The 13,387-nt window shown below is 72.7% G+C and carries 15 protein-coding genes; 10 read left to right on the top strand and 5 right to left on the bottom strand.

Annotated elements, in window-relative coordinates; all coding sequences use genetic code 11:
- Positions 1 to 57: 57 nt before the first annotated feature.
- The 3 genes from ACZ4VI_RS00710 (at position 58) to ACZ4VI_RS00700 (ending at position 1,961) form a co-directional block, all read left to right on the top strand.
- On the top strand, positions 58 to 1,137 hold the full coding sequence (locus tag ACZ4VI_RS00710; RefSeq protein ID WP_467995343.1) for a fatty acid desaturase family protein: 1,080 nt from the start codon (positions 58 to 60) through the stop codon (positions 1,135 to 1,137).
- Between the two features lie 16 nt (positions 1,138 to 1,153).
- Positions 1,154 to 1,336, top strand: a complete 183-nt coding sequence (locus tag ACZ4VI_RS00705) for a hypothetical protein (RefSeq protein ID WP_467995342.1) — start codon at positions 1,154 to 1,156, stop codon at positions 1,334 to 1,336.
- A 79-nt stretch (positions 1,337 to 1,415) separates the two neighbouring features.
- Complete coding sequence (locus ACZ4VI_RS00700; RefSeq protein WP_467995340.1) at positions 1,416 to 1,961, top strand: MOSC domain-containing protein; 546 nt, start codon at positions 1,416 to 1,418, stop codon at positions 1,959 to 1,961.
- Positions 1,962 to 2,047: 86 nt separating this feature from the next.
- Here the strand turns inward: ACZ4VI_RS00700 and ACZ4VI_RS00695 are convergent, their stop codons facing one another.
- The 4 genes from ACZ4VI_RS00695 to ACZ4VI_RS00680 all read right to left on the bottom strand — a co-directional run bounded on the left by ACZ4VI_RS00695 (position 2,048) and on the right by ACZ4VI_RS00680 (position 5,678).
- Entirely contained in the window at positions 2,048 to 3,454 is a 1,407-nt protein-coding gene (locus ACZ4VI_RS00695; RefSeq protein ID WP_467995338.1) for a tannase/feruloyl esterase family alpha/beta hydrolase, read from the bottom strand.
- Between the two features lie 126 nt (positions 3,455 to 3,580).
- Positions 3,581 to 4,453, bottom strand: coding sequence for a hypothetical protein (locus ACZ4VI_RS00690; protein WP_467995336.1), 873 nt, complete (start codon positions 4,451 to 4,453; stop codon positions 3,581 to 3,583).
- A gap of 202 nt (positions 4,454 to 4,655) precedes the next feature.
- Complete coding sequence (locus tag ACZ4VI_RS00685; RefSeq protein WP_467995334.1) at positions 4,656 to 4,961, bottom strand: hypothetical protein; 306 nt, start codon at positions 4,959 to 4,961, stop codon at positions 4,656 to 4,658.
- Between the two features lie 114 nt (positions 4,962 to 5,075).
- Complete coding sequence (locus ACZ4VI_RS00680; protein WP_467995333.1) at positions 5,076 to 5,678, bottom strand: class I SAM-dependent methyltransferase; 603 nt, start codon at positions 5,676 to 5,678, stop codon at positions 5,076 to 5,078.
- A gap of 151 nt (positions 5,679 to 5,829) precedes the next feature.
- Between ACZ4VI_RS00680 and ACZ4VI_RS00675 the strand changes: the two genes are divergently transcribed.
- The 5 genes from ACZ4VI_RS00675 to ACZ4VI_RS00655 all read left to right on the top strand — a co-directional run bounded on the left by ACZ4VI_RS00675 (position 5,830) and on the right by ACZ4VI_RS00655 (position 11,113).
- Positions 5,830 to 6,744 (top strand): MHYT domain-containing protein, encoded by a 915-nt coding sequence (locus ACZ4VI_RS00675; protein ID WP_467995331.1) that lies wholly within the window; start codon positions 5,830 to 5,832, stop codon positions 6,742 to 6,744.
- A gap of 90 nt (positions 6,745 to 6,834) precedes the next feature.
- The gene (locus ACZ4VI_RS00670; RefSeq protein WP_467995329.1) at positions 6,835 to 9,654 is read left to right on the top strand and encodes a nitrate- and nitrite sensing domain-containing protein; all 2,820 of its coding nucleotides are present in this window, start codon (positions 6,835 to 6,837) and stop codon (positions 9,652 to 9,654) included.
- A complete protein-coding gene (locus ACZ4VI_RS00665; RefSeq protein WP_467995327.1) occupies positions 9,651 to 10,085 on the top strand; it encodes a roadblock/LC7 domain-containing protein in 435 nt (144 codons plus the stop codon). Before ACZ4VI_RS00670 ends, ACZ4VI_RS00665 begins: the two co-directional genes overlap by 4 nt.
- Positions 10,086 to 10,098: 13 nt before the next feature.
- A complete protein-coding gene (locus tag ACZ4VI_RS00660; RefSeq protein WP_467995326.1) occupies positions 10,099 to 10,515 on the top strand; it encodes a DUF742 domain-containing protein in 417 nt (138 codons plus the stop codon).
- On the top strand, positions 10,496 to 11,113 hold the full coding sequence (locus tag ACZ4VI_RS00655) for a GTP-binding protein (protein WP_467995324.1): 618 nt from the start codon (positions 10,496 to 10,498) through the stop codon (positions 11,111 to 11,113). Before ACZ4VI_RS00660 ends, ACZ4VI_RS00655 begins: the two co-directional genes overlap by 20 nt.
- A 97-nt stretch (positions 11,114 to 11,210) precedes the next feature.
- Here ACZ4VI_RS00655 and ACZ4VI_RS00650 read toward each other — a convergent pair whose 3' ends face one another.
- Positions 11,211 to 11,636 carry a PPOX class F420-dependent oxidoreductase gene (locus ACZ4VI_RS00650; protein WP_467995322.1) on the bottom strand — a complete coding sequence of 142 codons (426 nt, stop codon included), beginning with the start codon at positions 11,634 to 11,636 and terminating at the stop codon, positions 11,211 to 11,213.
- A 165-nt stretch (positions 11,637 to 11,801) separates the two neighbouring features.
- Between ACZ4VI_RS00650 and ACZ4VI_RS00645 the strand changes: the two genes are divergently transcribed.
- Both ACZ4VI_RS00645 and ACZ4VI_RS00640 read left to right on the top strand, forming a co-directional pair.
- On the top strand, positions 11,802 to 12,200 hold the full coding sequence (locus ACZ4VI_RS00645; RefSeq protein WP_467995320.1) for a roadblock/LC7 domain-containing protein: 399 nt from the start codon (positions 11,802 to 11,804) through the stop codon (positions 12,198 to 12,200).
- 89 nt (positions 12,201 to 12,289) lie between these two features.
- Complete coding sequence (locus tag ACZ4VI_RS00640; protein WP_467995318.1) at positions 12,290 to 13,363, top strand: DUF6397 family protein; 1,074 nt, start codon at positions 12,290 to 12,292, stop codon at positions 13,361 to 13,363.
- The last annotated feature ends 24 nt before the right edge of the window (positions 13,364 to 13,387 follow it).

Below are 13,387 nucleotides of genomic sequence, written 5' to 3'. Positions count from 1 at the left end.
TCGAGGGAGTCCGGGCGGCCCGCGCCCGGCCACCGAACACGGACACCGGAGACCGCCATGCCCCAGGCCACCGCAACGCTCACGGCGCCCGATCGAAGCGCCGCCACCCGGCGCGGGGGCGGCAGCGAGTTCGCACCGCTGCTGCGCACCATCAAGGAGCAGGGGCTGCTCGAGCGCAGAGCCGGCTGGTACGCGCGCGGCATGGCGGTCAACTTCCTGGGACTCGGCGCCGTCGTCGCCGGCCTGGTGCTGCTCGGCCCCTCCTGGTGGGCCCTGCTTCTCGCCGTCCCCCTTGCCCTGCTCTCCGCCCGTGTCGCCTTCGTCGGACATGACGCGGGGCACGCGCAGATCAGCGCGGACCGGCGGCGGAACCGGATGATCCAGCTCGTCCACGCCAACCTGCTGCTCGGCATGAGCCAGGAGTGGTGGAACGACAAGCACAACCGCCATCACGCCCACCCCAACCACCTCGACAAGGACCCGGACGTCGCGGCCGACATCCTCGTCTTCGCCCAGCACCAGACGACCGGGCGTACCGGTTTCCGCCGCTGGCTCACCCGCCACCAGGCATGGCTGTTCTTCCCGCTGACCACCCTGGAGGGCATCGCCCTGAAGGTGTACGGATTCCAGGCCCTGTTCTCCAAGGACGGGCCCTACCGGACCCGGCGCGAGCGGCTCGTCGAGGGCGCCCTGCTCCTCGCCCATGTCGCCGGCTACGCGGCCCTGCTCCTGTCCACCCTCACCGTCGGTCAGGCGCTCGTCTTCGCCCTGATCCACCAGATGCTCCTCGGACTGCACCTGGGCATGGCCTTCGCACCCAACCACAAGGGCATGGAAACGCCCGACGCCCACCCCGACGGCGACAGCTGGGGCCATCTGCGCCGCCAGGTGCTCACCTCGCGCAACATCCGGGGCGGGTTCCTGACCGACTGGTTCCTCGGCGGACTGAACTACCAGATCGAGCACCATCTCTTCCCGAGCATGCCGCGACCGCATCTTCGACTCGCCCAGCCCGCCGTGCGTGCGCACTGCCGTACCGTGGGTATCCCCTACACAGAGACCGGTTTCGTCGAGTCCTACCGACAGGCGCTCGGACATCTGCACGAGGTCGGCGAGCCGCTGCGCTCGGCAGCGTGACAAGGAGGCGTCGCACATGTCGACACGGACGAAGGTTGTGATCGGGGGCGTGGCCATCGGCCTCCTCCTGATGCCCCTCATCGGATTCTGGATGTCCCTGCTGGTGGTGCTCGGCGTGCCCGCCGTTGCGTACCTGGCCCTCGACCCGAGCCAGCGGCGCCGGCTCCGCCGGATCTCCCGCAAGGAACTCCACCGCTGACCTCGGAGAACGTCTGACGTACGCTCGGAGGTGATCATCCGCATGTGGTCATCGGATCGGAGAAGGGGAGCTCCATCTCATGAGCAGCGCCATCGTCACGACGGTCAGCAGCAACGGCGTCTATTCGTTCACGAAGCCGAACCGGGACAGCATCACGATGCTCGCAGGGCTCGGAGTGGAGGGAGATGTCCACGCCGGTGTGACGGTCAAGCACCGTTCGCGGGTGGCCAAGGACCCGACCGTGCCGAACCTGCGGCAGGTGCACCTGATCCACGCGGAACTCTTCGACGAGGTCGCCGGGGCCGGGTTCGAGGTCACCCCCGGCGCCCTCGGCGAGAACGTCACGACGCGCGGCATCGACCTCCTCGGCCTGCCCACCGGCACCCGGCTGCACCTCGGCGCCGAGGCCGTCGTCGAGGTCACCGGCCTGCGCAACCCCTGTGTCCAGATCGACAACTTCCGGCACGGGCTGCTGAAGGAGGTCCTCGGCCGGGACGAGAACGGCCAGATCGTCCGCAAGGCCGGGATCATGAGCATCGTGCTGACCGGTGGCGAGGTGCGGCCCGGCGACCCGATCCGGGTCGAGCTGCCGGCCGAGCCGCACCGCCCACTGGAGATGGTCTGAGCCCTGGCTCTACGGCTCCAGCGCGCAGGGTCTGAGCGTGAACCTAAGCCTGAACCTGAGCCTGAGACTGAGCCCGGGCCCAGGCCCTACGGGGTCTCCAGCGCGCAGGAGTTGACCACGTCACCGCCCGCCGGCCGTGCGATCGTACGGTCCGCGGGCGGAGCCGTACCCTCCTCGACCCACGCCCGGAGCGCGGCGAACGCCGAGCGGTAGCAGGGCAGGATCGGCCGCAGCCGGTCCGGATAGGTGTCGTACAGCCCGTCCGTGTGCGTGCCGTCCTGGACCCTGTAGTACCGGTGCTTCCCGCCCCGGCCCCGCGCCTCGACCATCTCCGCGTACACGTCCGAGTCGGTCGCGATCGGCAGCAGCGTGTCCAGATCGCCGTGCAGGGTGATCAGCGGCTTGCCGATCCACCCCGTCAGGGCGACCTTGGCGACCGCGCGGCGCACGGACGCCGGACGGGAGGCGTAGTCGTACGAGGCGTCGGAGGCGCACGGGGCGAGGATCCGCTCGATCGTCGAACCGGCCGTGGAGCCCGGGCACTCGGGGTCGTACGACGGATCGAACTCGGCCCGGAAGACCTTCTGCGTCAGCCCCCAGTACGCCTTCTCGTGGTACGGCCACAGAAAGCGCGAGCCCGGCGCGAAACCGGCGTCGATCAGGTCCTCGTCGGAGGCCCGGCCGAGGGACCGCGCGACGGTGACCGGCAGACTCGTCAGCAGGTTGGGCCCGCGGGTCGTCCACAGGACGCCCTCCCAGTCGACCCCGCCGTCGTACAGGTCGGGGCGGTTCTCCAGCTGCCAGCGGGTGAGATAGCCGGCGTTGGAGATGCCGGTCATGTACGTGCGACGGGGCGCCCGGCCGTAGTGCTGCCGTACGGCCTTCTTGGCGGCCGTCGTCAGCTGGGTCACCCGGTGGTTCCACTCGGCGACCGCGTCGCCCGGCTCGCGCCCGTCGGTGAAGAAGTCCGGCCCGGTATTGCCCTTGTCCGTGGCGGCGTAGGCGAAGCCCTGGGCCAGGACATGGTCGGAGATGAGGGTGTCGGTGGAGTACTGGCGCCGGGTGCCGGGCGCGCCCGTGACGACGAGGCCGCCGTTCCAGTTCTCGGGGAGCCGGATCACGAACTGGGAGTCGTGGCCCCAGCCGTGGGTGGCGTTGAGGCGGGAGTCGTCGGGGAAGTAGCCGTCGATCTGGATCCCGGGAACCCCGGACGGGTTCTCGGTGCCCTTCGCCGAGAGGCCTGCCTGGTCGGCCATGTCGGTGTACGGCGTGCCGGCGAGCCCCGCGGTCGTCAGATCGGCGAGACACGCCGTCTCCTGGTGCTCGGCACCCTGGACATGGATCCGGTGCGGGCCCGCGCAGTGGGCCTGGGGGCCGGGCTCCGCTCCGGCCGGTACGGCGGGGCCGACGACGGCCAGACCGGTCAGACCGGTGAGGCCGGTCAGGAGCGCGGCGAGCAGGGGAACGCCTCGGAACAGGCGCGTGGACGGCATGGGCGGCCTCCGGTGGGACGGCGGGGAAGGGGACGCGCATTGGGGTGCGCCGCCACATCGTGCGGTCGGCCTTCCCGTGCGGCCATGGTTCCGCGCCACACCTCGGCCCCTTGGCCCATGTGGGGGTCAGGAGGGGCGTACCGCCATCGCGTCCAGGGCTTCCAGGAGCGCCGGCAGCTTGGGGCCGCGGGCCACGGGGAGGACCTCGCGCGGCTCGTCGTCCAGGAGGACGAAGGCCATGTCGTCGGTCCGCGCGACCAGGGACCAGCCGGGCCCGTCCGCCCGGAGCATCCGCGCCTCACCGGCCGCGAAACTCGACCGCACCCGTCCGACGGGCGGTGCGTCCTCCAGATAGCCGCGCAGCTCGGCCAGGGCGCGGCGCACACCGTCGTAGGGGTCGCGCGACGGGCCGGAGGCCCCCTCGGCGGGGGCTTGCGCGCCCGCGTCGGTTTCGGCGTCCCCGGCGTCCGGGGCGTCGTCGGCGTCCTCGGCCTCGTCCATCTGCGCCCGCCACGCAGCCCACTGAAGCGCCACCTCGTCGGCGCCGAGCCTGCGCTGAGCCGGGCCCCAGGAGTCGTCGTCCGGCGGGGACAGCGGGGCGCGGTCGCCCTCTTCCGGCTCGGGGTCGTGCGGGGTCGGCAGGCCGGGCGCGGCCGTGGCCACGGCGAGCGGCCAGCCGGGGAGCGCCGCCACGACCGAGCGCTCGTCGGGGGAGAGGTCGTACTCCATCCCGCAGTCCCAGGAGGCGATGGCCACGGCGACCAGCGACACGTCGTCGACGATCACCGTCCACCGGGCGCCGTCGCCGTCCTGGCCGAGCACGAGCCCGTAGCCCCCGGCGTACGGTTCGAGATCGAGCGCCGCGCACGCCGCCGGGTAGTCGTCGCCCAGCACGCTCGGAAACTGCGCGGGCGTCAGCAGCACGGCGGTCAGCACATACAGCGCGTCGTCGTCGGCGGTAGCCACGGCAGCCTCCCCATCTGGTCGTCGGCGCACCATAACCAGTGGGTAACCCGCGCGTCGAGAGTCTTCGGAAGGAAAGTGGTGCGGCCCGTTCCGTACGGCTCAGGCCGGAGGCAGCCCGAGCAAGCGGTACGGCTCAGATCCGAGGCAGCCCGAGCAAGCGGTACGGCTCAGATCCGAGGCAGCCCGAGCAAGCGGTGCGGCTCAGGTCTTGAGGCGGCGCGAGCAGCGGTACGGCTCAGGTCTGAGGCAGCCCGAGCAGCGACCGGGCGACGGTCTCGGGCGACTCGTCCCGCTCCCGGGCCAGCGCGATCACCGCCCGGCAGGCGAGCTCGTTGATTCCGAAGGAGAGGGCCTCGGGGGAGACCCAGGTGACGGCCTCGTCGATCCGGTCCTGGTCGTCCTCAACGCACCCCGTGACGTAGGTGGCCGCGGCCTCGAAGATGTTGTGCTGCCGTCGCGGCGGGACGGGCTTGCGCGGCTCGCCCGGCGCCCGTCGCGCGGTCGGCAGGAGGGCGTTGAGTATCGCTCGCACACGGGCCATGGCCTGCCGCCTTTCCCGGGCACGGTTGCCCGGCACCTCCACGGTAGACAGGGAAGTGCCGGGACAGAAGGGCGCCTCCGGCGTCGGCGGAGCCGCGCTCACCCGATCCTGGGCTCACTGATCCCGGCGAACGGCGAGCACCAGATAACGGTCGTCCTCGTCGACGTAACTGATCATCTGCCATCCGGAACCGGAGAGAAGCGGTCGGAGGTTGTGCTCGGCGCGCAGGTCGTCATCGGTGATCTGCCGTCCGTGGCGGGCGGCGAGCGCGACCCGGCCGATGGGGTGGAAGAGGGCGAGCCGGCCGCCGGGGCGCACGACCCGGGCCAGTTCGCGCAGGCCCGCGGCCGGGTCCGCCAGATGGGAGACGAGCCCGGCCCCGAACACCGCGTCGAGCGCCCCGTCGCGCAGCGGCAGCCGGGCGACGTCGGTCAGGAGCAGGGCCCCGGCCTTGTCGCGCCCCGCCCGTACCGCCTCTGCGAGCATCTCGGGGGTCAGATCGGCGCCGATGACGGTCCCGCCCGGCCCCACGGCCGCGCGCAGCGCGGGGAGCGCCCGGCCGGTTCCGCACCCCGCGTCGAGGACGGCGGCACCGGGGCGCAGGCCGAGATCGGCCACGGCCGCGGTATAGGCGGGACCGTCGTCCGGGAAGCGGGAGTCCCAGCCGGCGGCGCGGGGACCGAAGAACTCTTGGACGCGGGTCGGGTCTTCGCTCATGCGTGCATGATGCCTCAGCCTCAAGGGTGAACGCCCTGTGTGCATGTTCGAGCTCGGCACGATCGTTCTGGAACATCTCTGTGTCATATTCCATCAGGTTTCGAAATGCGCCCCTGATGCGCCCCCTTGTCCGGACTAGCGTCCCTGAGCCATGGGACACCTGGACCACGCCGCCTTCGGCTGGCTGACACCCGTGCTGTCGTACGCGATGGCCTGCATAGGCGCCGCCCTCGGGCTGCGCTGCACTGTACGAGCGCTCGACGCGACCGGCCGCTCGCGACGCAACTGGCTGCTCACCGCCGCGTCCGCCATCGGCACCGGCATCTGGACGATGCACTTCGTCGCAATGCTCGGCTTCGCCGTGACCGGGACCGACATCCGCTACAACGTTCCGCTGACCATCCTCAGCCTGCTCATCGCCATGGCCGTCGTCGGAGTCGGCGTCTTCGCCGTCGGCTACGGGCGTGACCGGGGGAGCTCACTGCTCATCGGCGGTCTGACGACCGGTATCGGCGTCGCGAGCATGCACTACATGGGCATGGCCGCCCTCCGCCTACACGGACAGGTGACGTACGACCCGGCGCTCGTCGCGCTCTCCGTCGCCATCGCCGTCGTCGCCGCGACGGCCGCGCTGTGGGCCGCGCTGAACATCCACGCGCCGGCCGCCGTGGCCCTCGCCTCGCTCGTCATGGGCGCGGCCGTCAGCAGCATGCACTACACCGGCATGCTCGCCGTCGAGGTGGAGGTCGTCCCGTCGACGGAGGAGCTTCCCGGAGCCACCGCCATGCAGTTCATCTTCCCCCTCGCCGTGGGCCTCGGCTCCTATCTCTTCATCACCTCGGCCTTCGTCGCCCTTTCCCCGACCGCCAAGGAGCGCGCCGCGTACGCCTCGGCCGAGCGGCTCACAGAGCCGGACGACCGCGCGGTCGACGTCGCGCCTCCCGGCTTCCGCGCTCGGCCCAGGGGAGCGGAGGCGGCGGCACACGAGAGCGCGCGAGACGGGACGCCCGAGGCCTCGTACGCCTACCCGGCGGGCCCGCTGGACACCGGCCCGCCCCGGCCCTAGAAGCCGAAGAAGCCTCCCGCTCGGGGACGGACCCTCCCGCACGGGGCACGCACATCGCACCAGGACAGACGCAGCCGGAACGAGGAGGCCATGCGAACTCCCCGCAAGACCCAGGACGCCGGGACGACGGCGCCGCCGCAGGCGGCGCGCGGACGGCGCGCGCATGCAGGGCCGCCCGCCGACGAACCACCCGCGCACGCCCCCGAGGCCCCGCCCGGCGCGCCCCTCCCGACCGCCCCACCACGGCGCCGTGGACTGCGCCCCCGTACCGTCCGCGCGAAGATCGTCTCGCTGCTGATGGTCCCCGTCGTCTCGCTCCTCGCCCTCTGGGGATTCGCCACCGTCACCACCGCCCAGGACATCTCCCGCCTGCGCCAGCTCCAACGGGTCGACGCCGAGATCCGCGAACCCGCCGCCGCCGCCGTCACCGCGCTGCAGGCCGAACGCCGCGCCGCCGTACGCCAGGTCGCCGCGCCCGGCACCGGACGCGCCACCGAGCTCAAGGACACGGCCCGGCGCACCGACGCCGCCATCGCCCGGCTCCGCCTCGACGACCGGCACACCGTCGGCACCACAGGAGACCTGCCCCGCGACGTCGCCGACCGGGTCGACCGGTTCGTCACCAAGGCCGAGGGGCTGCGCCTGCTGCGCGCCGCCGCCGCGGCGGGCAACGCCGACTGGGACCAGGTGTACGAGGAGTACACCGCCGCGATCACCGCCGCCTTCGCCGTCGGCGGCGCCCTGACCGGCATCCAGGACGCGGAGATCGGTGCCGACGCGCGCGTGCTCCTCGAATTCGGCCGCGCCGGCGAGATGCTTGCCCGCGAGGACGCCCTGCTCGGCTCCGCCCACCTCGGGGGAGAGCTGACCGCCGAAAGGCTTCGGCGGTTCACCGGAGCCGTCGAGACCCGCCGCACCCTCATCGAGTCCGCCACCGCCGACCTGCGCAGTCCGGAGCGCGCCGCCTGGCAGAAGCTCGCTGCCGAGCGCGGCTACCAGCAGCTCACCGCCGCCGAGGACCGGATCGGCGCCGCCGCCCCGGGCCGCAAGGCGGTCCAGGCCGTGCCCGCCACCACCTGGGACGACGCCATGGCCGTCGTACGGAGCGGGATGACGACCGTCGAGACCGACGCCCGCCGCGCGGCGGCCGACCGCGCGGACCCCTTCGGCGGAGGCGTCTTCACCGCCGGTGGAGCGGCCGTGCTGCTCGGCCTCGCCGCCGTGGCCGCCTCCCTCGTCATCTCCGTACGCATCGGCCGCGCCCTGGTCATCGAACTCATCAGCCTGCGCAACACCGCCCTGGGCATCGCCCGGCGCAAACTTCCCTCCGCCATGCGGCGCCTGCGGGCCGGCGAGGAGATCGACGTACAGGCCGAGACCCCGCCGGGACCCGCCCCGCAGGACGAGATCGGCCAGGTCGGCGAGGCGCTCACCACCGTCCACCGGGCCGCGCTCTCCGCAGCCGTCGAACGCGCCGAACTCGCCAGCGGCATCTCGGGCGTCTTCGTCAACCTCGCCCGCCGCAGCCAGGTCCTGGTCCACCGTCAGCTCAACCTGCTCGACAGCATGGAACGCCGGGCGGACGACCCGAGCGAACTCGGCGACCTGTTCCGGCTCGACCACCTCACCACCCGGATGCGCCGCCACGCCGAGAGCCTGATCATCCTCTCCGGCGCCGCCCCCGGGCGCGCCTGGCGGATGCCGGTCCCGCTGACCAACGTCGTACGGGCCGCCGTCTCCGAGATCGAGGACTACGCGCGCGTGGAGGTGCGCCAGCTCCCCGAGACGTCCGTCATCGGCGGCGCCGTCGCCGACCTCACCCACCTGCTGGCCGAACTCATCGAGAACGCCGCCCAGTTCTCACCGCCGCACACCAAGGTGCGGATCAGCGGCGAACCCGTAGGCAACGGCTACGCCCTGGAGATCGAGGACCGCGGCCTCGGCATGGGCAAGGAGAGCCTCGCCGAGGCCAACACGAGGATCGCGCAGTCCGAGGCCCTCGACCTGTTCGACAGCGACCGGCTCGGCCTGTTCGTGGTCAGCCGGCTCTCCTCCCGGCACGACATCAAGGTCCAGCTGCGGACCTCGCCCTACGGCGGTACGACGGCGGTCGTCCTGCTCCCCACGGACGTGCTGCAGAGCGCGCTCCCGCCCGGAAGGGGCACGGGCACGTCGAGCGGCCGGACGGCCGAGGCGGCGTACGGGGAAGGCCCGCAGGCGCACGCGGTGTACCAGGAACGTACGGGCGGCGACGAGGACCCGTTCCCGCACCAACGCCCGCAGCAGCCCGTCTCGGTGGGCTCCGCACCGCCATCCCGGTCCCCGGCCCTTCCTCATTCCGCTTCCTCCTCTCTGCCGCCGTCCCTGCCGCGCCCGCCCCGCATCCCCGCCCTCGCGGGGCAGCCGGAGACGCCGGAGCACCGTTCCCCCGAGCCGCCGCCGGCCGCCGTCACCACCCTCCGTCGGCGCGGCCACTCGGCCCCGCCCCCACCCCCGCCGCAGACGTCGGCCAAGACCGCTCAGCCCGTGCCCGGCCCGGCGGGAACCCCGGCCGACGACTCCGGCGACCTGCCCCGGCGCGTACGACAGGCCAGCCTCGTACCGCAGTTGCGTGAGGCGCCGCCCGCCGACCTCCCGTCCACCCCGGCGGTCCAGGGCGCGGACGAACGCACCCCCGAACAGGTCAGGGACCGGATGACCGCCTACCGCGACGGCTGGACGCGGGGCGGCGGCGCGGCACCCGGCACCAGACGACCCCTCGGAACCGGCTCCGGCCGCGACTTCGGCAACGACGTCAGCAACGACATCGGCAACGACATCGGCAACGACCCAGACGACCGCCCCGACCTCGGCCGCGACCTCGGCCGCGACCTCGGCCGCGACTTCGGCAGTGAAGGAGACCACGCATGATCGACCACGAGAGGATGTCCCACCACCGCTCTGGCGAACTCGACTGGCTCCTCGACGACCTCGTCCTGCGGGTCCGCGAAGTCCGGCACACCGTCGTGCTGTCCAACGACGGGCTCGCCGTCGGCGCCTCCAGCGGACTCAGCCGCGAGGACGCCGAGCACCTGGCCGCGATCGCCTCCGGGTTCAACAGCCTCGCCAAGGGCGCGGGCCGCCAGTTCCACACCGGCAGCGTCCGCCAGACGATGGTGGAGATGGACGACGGATTCCTGTTCGTCGCCGCCGCCGGGGACGGATCCTGCCTCGCCGTCCTCAGCACCGTGAGCGCCGACATCGGCCTGATCGCCTACGAGATGGCCCGCCTGGTGAAGCGGGTCGGCGAGCACCTGCACACCCCACCGCGGCTCACCGCGACCCCGCCGGCAGCCGGCTGACCGGAGACACCCCATGAACGAGGACAGCACCGGCGACGGCCAGGTCGTGCCGGGCAGTCAGTGGTACGACGCGGACGCCGGGCCGCTCGTCCGGCCGTACGCCATGACCGGCGGCCGTACGAAGCCGGGACCCAGCAACGTACGGTTCGATCTCATCGCACTCGTCGTCGTCGACGACGACCCGCCCGGCCGGGCCGAGGAGTCGCTCCTCGGCCCGGAGCACCGGGCCCTGCTCACCCTGTGCCGGGCCGAGACGCAGTCGGTGGCCGAACTCGCCGCCGACGCCGATCTGCCCGTCGGAGTCGTCCGGGTCCTCCTCGGCGACCTCCTCGAAGCGGGCTTCGTCAAGGTCAGCCGACCCGTACCGCCCGCGCAGCTGCCCGACGAACGGATCCTGAGGGAAGTCATCGATGGCCTACGAGCGCTCTGAGAGCACCGGTGCGGGCGGCGGCGTGGACACCACGGCCCTCGCGCTGAAGATCCTGGTCGCCGGCGGATTCGGCGTCGGCAAGACCACCCTGGTGGGCGCGGTCAGCGAGATCCGTCCCCTGCGTACGGAGGAACAGCTCAGCCGGGCGGGGGAGTCGGTGGACGACACCGGGGGCGTCGACCAGAAGACCACCACGACGGTCGCCATGGACTTCGGCCGGATCACGATCCGCTCCGGGCTCTCCCTCTACCTCTTCGGTACGCCGGGACAGGACCGGTTCTGGTTCCTCTGGGACGAGCTGTCCCAGGGGGCGCTCGGAGCCGTCGTCCTCGCCGACACGCGACGGCTGGAGGACTGCTTCCCTGCGGTCGACTACTTCGAGCACCGCAAGATCCCCTTCGTCGTCGCGGTCAACTGCTTCGCGGGCGCGCGCAATTACGGGGCGCACGAGGTCTCACGCGCACTGGACCTGGACCGTGGCACGCCCGTGGTGCTGTGCGACGCGCGCGACCGGGACTCGGGCAAGGAGGTGCTCATCAGACTGGTCGAGTACGCAGGGCGGATCCACACGGCGCGGATGCTCGACTCGGTGGGGTGAGGGGACGGGAGCGTGATGCCGGGACGCGGAGGCTCGGGGCGAGGGGCCGGGCCGACGCTCGGAGCCGTCGGGAGCCCCGGCATCACGTCGGGCGGGGTCAGTCGGAGACGCCGCCTTCCGCGGTCACCTTCTCGATCCGTACGCGTACGACGAGTTCGCCGGGGACCCCGTTGCGGGCGCCGAACTCCTCGGCGCGGTCCTCGCCCATGTACCGGCCGCCGATGCGGGCTGCCCAGTGGCGCAGTTCGACCGGGTCCTCGCTGATGTCGGCGCGGCCCCGGAGCGAGACATAGGCGAACGGCGGCCGGTCGTCGTCGACACAGACGGCCACCCGCCCGTCGCGCGCCAGGTTGCGGCCCTTCACGGTGTCCTTGCCGGTGTTGAAGACGATGTCGTCGCCGTCGAGCACGAACCAGATCGGGACCACGTGCGGACTGCCGTCGTCGCGCACGGTCGCCAGCTTCCCGGTGCGGGTTCCCGCGGACACGAAGGCCCGCCACTGTTCCTCGGTCAGCTTTGCCATGCGCCCCATGCTGCGCTACCGGTGCAACGGGCGGTACCCGCGCCACACGAGCCGTACAGGGGTGCTTGCCCTGTCCACGACAGTGCGTAAGGCTTGCCCGCGACACGCGGACCGCGGGGACTTCGGGTCGACGGGGACGCCACACACAGGGGGAAGGACCGACGCATGGCGCTGGACAAGGAACTGGACTGGCTCCTGGACGACTTGACCCGGCGGGTCGAGTTCATACGGCACGCGCTGGTGCTGTCCAACGACGGGCTGGTGACGGGAGCGAGCAGCGGTCTGGAACGGGAGGACGCCGAGCATCTGGCCGCCGTCTCCTCCGGCCTGCACAGCCTGGCGCGCGGTTCGGGCCGGCACTTCCAGGCAGGCCGCGCGCGGCAGACGATGGTCGAGTTCGACGAGGCCCTGCTCTTCGTGACGGCGGCGGGCGAGGGCAGTTGCCTCTGCGTGCTGAGCGAGGCGGAGGCCGATGTCGGTCAGGTGGCGTACGAGATGACGCTGCTGGTCAACAGGGTCGGCGAGCACCTCGGGGTGGCGGCGCGGCAGCCCGGCGTCGCCTGACTCTGAGTTATCCACAGGCCGAGCGGGGGCAGGGCCGCTCAGGGTACGGTCGTCACCGAGAGTAATCGTCGCTCACGGGGGAGACCGTCATGACAGGAGAAGAAGGCGTCCGCTCGCTGGCACCGACGCGGGCAGCGGAGGAACTGGAACTGAGGCGGGACGAGTTCCAGCTCGCCGTGCAGCTCGGCCTGGTGAGGACCGTTCCGGGCGCAGCGCCCGGGGCTCCTCGGGCACCAGGGGCCGCACCGGGGGTTCCCGGTGCCCGAGGTGGACGGCGCCGGGTGGAGCAGGCCGAGATCGACCGGCTCAGAGCCGCGCCGGACTTCCCGGACGGACTGCGCGACCGGGTCCGCACGGTCGGTACGACGGAGGGCGCCGAGCTGCTCGCGGTGCCGCCGGACCGCTTCACCAAGCTCGCCAGGACGGGGCACTTCAGCCCGGTGCGGTTCTATCTGAACCGCTACCGCGCGGTGGTCTGGCTCTATCTCGCCGGTGAGCTGGGCGAGTTCGCCCTGACGCATCCGGGGCTGCTGACCGGGAGGCTGCCGAGAGAGATCAGGGAGCGCCTCGACGGGGGCGAGGACCGGCGGCCGCGCAACTGGCGGGCCCGCCGCCTGGGGCTACTGCTCCGCGCGACCGAGGACCCATGGGGGCGGGCGGCTGCCATCGCCTCCCTCCTCGACCCCGCTCAGCTGGCCGAGGTCGTCGACGACCCGTACGAGCGCACCCACCTCGACCGGCTGCGGCCCGAACCGCCCTCCGGACGGCCCGAGTCGGCGACCGCCCGGGACATCGCGGACCGGCTGATGCTGGCGGACGACCCGGACGAGATCCTCTGGCATCGCATGAGCCTGGCCCTCGCCCTGGACGAGGCCCGCGCGGACCGGCCGGCCCCGTGCCCCGACGGTGGACCCGGGGCGTGGGGAGGTCCCGGGGCGGAGGGTGGACGCGTCGCATCAGGTGGAGTCGGGACGCCGGGAGGGGCCGGGGGCGCGCGTGGGCTGGTGGAGGCCAGCGGACCCGAGGCGGCCGTGGCCCGACCGCCCCGTGCGGCCACGCTCGCCCGCCCGCCCGCTCGGCGGACCCGCCGCGGGCTCCTCGACCGCCTGAGGCGCCGTAAGACGGTGGCCGGGGGAGAGGCGGAGGCGATGACCACGGGCTAGCGCTGAGCGGGTCGGCGCGGGTCG

This window comes from Streptomyces sp. NPDC029169 (assembly GCF_055563935.1).
This window is presented reverse-complemented; position numbering and strand designations above follow the sequence as displayed.

What these genes read in the sequence shown, in the direction of transcription:
- ACZ4VI_RS00660 (WP_467995326.1), top strand. Translation starts at nt 10,099, where the DNA reads ATGAACGAGGACAGCACCGGCGACGGCCAGGTCGTGCCGGGCAGTCAG.
- ACZ4VI_RS00685 (WP_467995334.1), bottom strand. Translation starts at nt 4,961, where the DNA reads ATGGCCCGTGTGCGAGCGATACTCAACGCCCTCCTGCCGACCGCGCGA.
- ACZ4VI_RS00710 (WP_467995343.1), top strand. Translation starts at nt 58, where the DNA reads ATGCCCCAGGCCACCGCAACGCTCACGGCGCCCGATCGAAGCGCCGCC.
- ACZ4VI_RS00650 (WP_467995322.1), bottom strand. Translation starts at nt 11,636, where the DNA reads ATGGCAAAGCTGACCGAGGAACAGTGGCGGGCCTTCGTGTCCGCGGGA.
- ACZ4VI_RS00655 (WP_467995324.1), top strand. Translation starts at nt 10,496, where the DNA reads ATGGCCTACGAGCGCTCTGAGAGCACCGGTGCGGGCGGCGGCGTGGAC.
- ACZ4VI_RS00680 (WP_467995333.1), bottom strand. Translation starts at nt 5,678, where the DNA reads ATGAGCGAAGACCCGACCCGCGTCCAAGAGTTCTTCGGTCCCCGCGCC.
- ACZ4VI_RS00670 (WP_467995329.1), top strand. Translation starts at nt 6,835, where the DNA reads ATGCGAACTCCCCGCAAGACCCAGGACGCCGGGACGACGGCGCCGCCG.
- ACZ4VI_RS00675 (WP_467995331.1), top strand. Translation starts at nt 5,830, where the DNA reads ATGGGACACCTGGACCACGCCGCCTTCGGCTGGCTGACACCCGTGCTG.
- ACZ4VI_RS00695 (WP_467995338.1), bottom strand. Translation starts at nt 3,454, where the DNA reads ATGCCGTCCACGCGCCTGTTCCGAGGCGTTCCCCTGCTCGCCGCGCTC.
- ACZ4VI_RS00705 (WP_467995342.1), top strand. Translation starts at nt 1,154, where the DNA reads ATGTCGACACGGACGAAGGTTGTGATCGGGGGCGTGGCCATCGGCCTC.
- ACZ4VI_RS00645 (WP_467995320.1), top strand. Translation starts at nt 11,802, where the DNA reads ATGGCGCTGGACAAGGAACTGGACTGGCTCCTGGACGACTTGACCCGG.
- ACZ4VI_RS00640 (WP_467995318.1), top strand. Translation starts at nt 12,290, where the DNA reads ATGACAGGAGAAGAAGGCGTCCGCTCGCTGGCACCGACGCGGGCAGCG.
- ACZ4VI_RS00690 (WP_467995336.1), bottom strand. Translation starts at nt 4,453, where the DNA reads ATGGTGCGCCGACGACCAGATGGGGAGGCTGCCGTGGCTACCGCCGAC.
- ACZ4VI_RS00700 (WP_467995340.1), top strand. Translation starts at nt 1,416, where the DNA reads ATGAGCAGCGCCATCGTCACGACGGTCAGCAGCAACGGCGTCTATTCG.
- ACZ4VI_RS00665 (WP_467995327.1), top strand. Translation starts at nt 9,651, where the DNA reads ATGATCGACCACGAGAGGATGTCCCACCACCGCTCTGGCGAACTCGAC.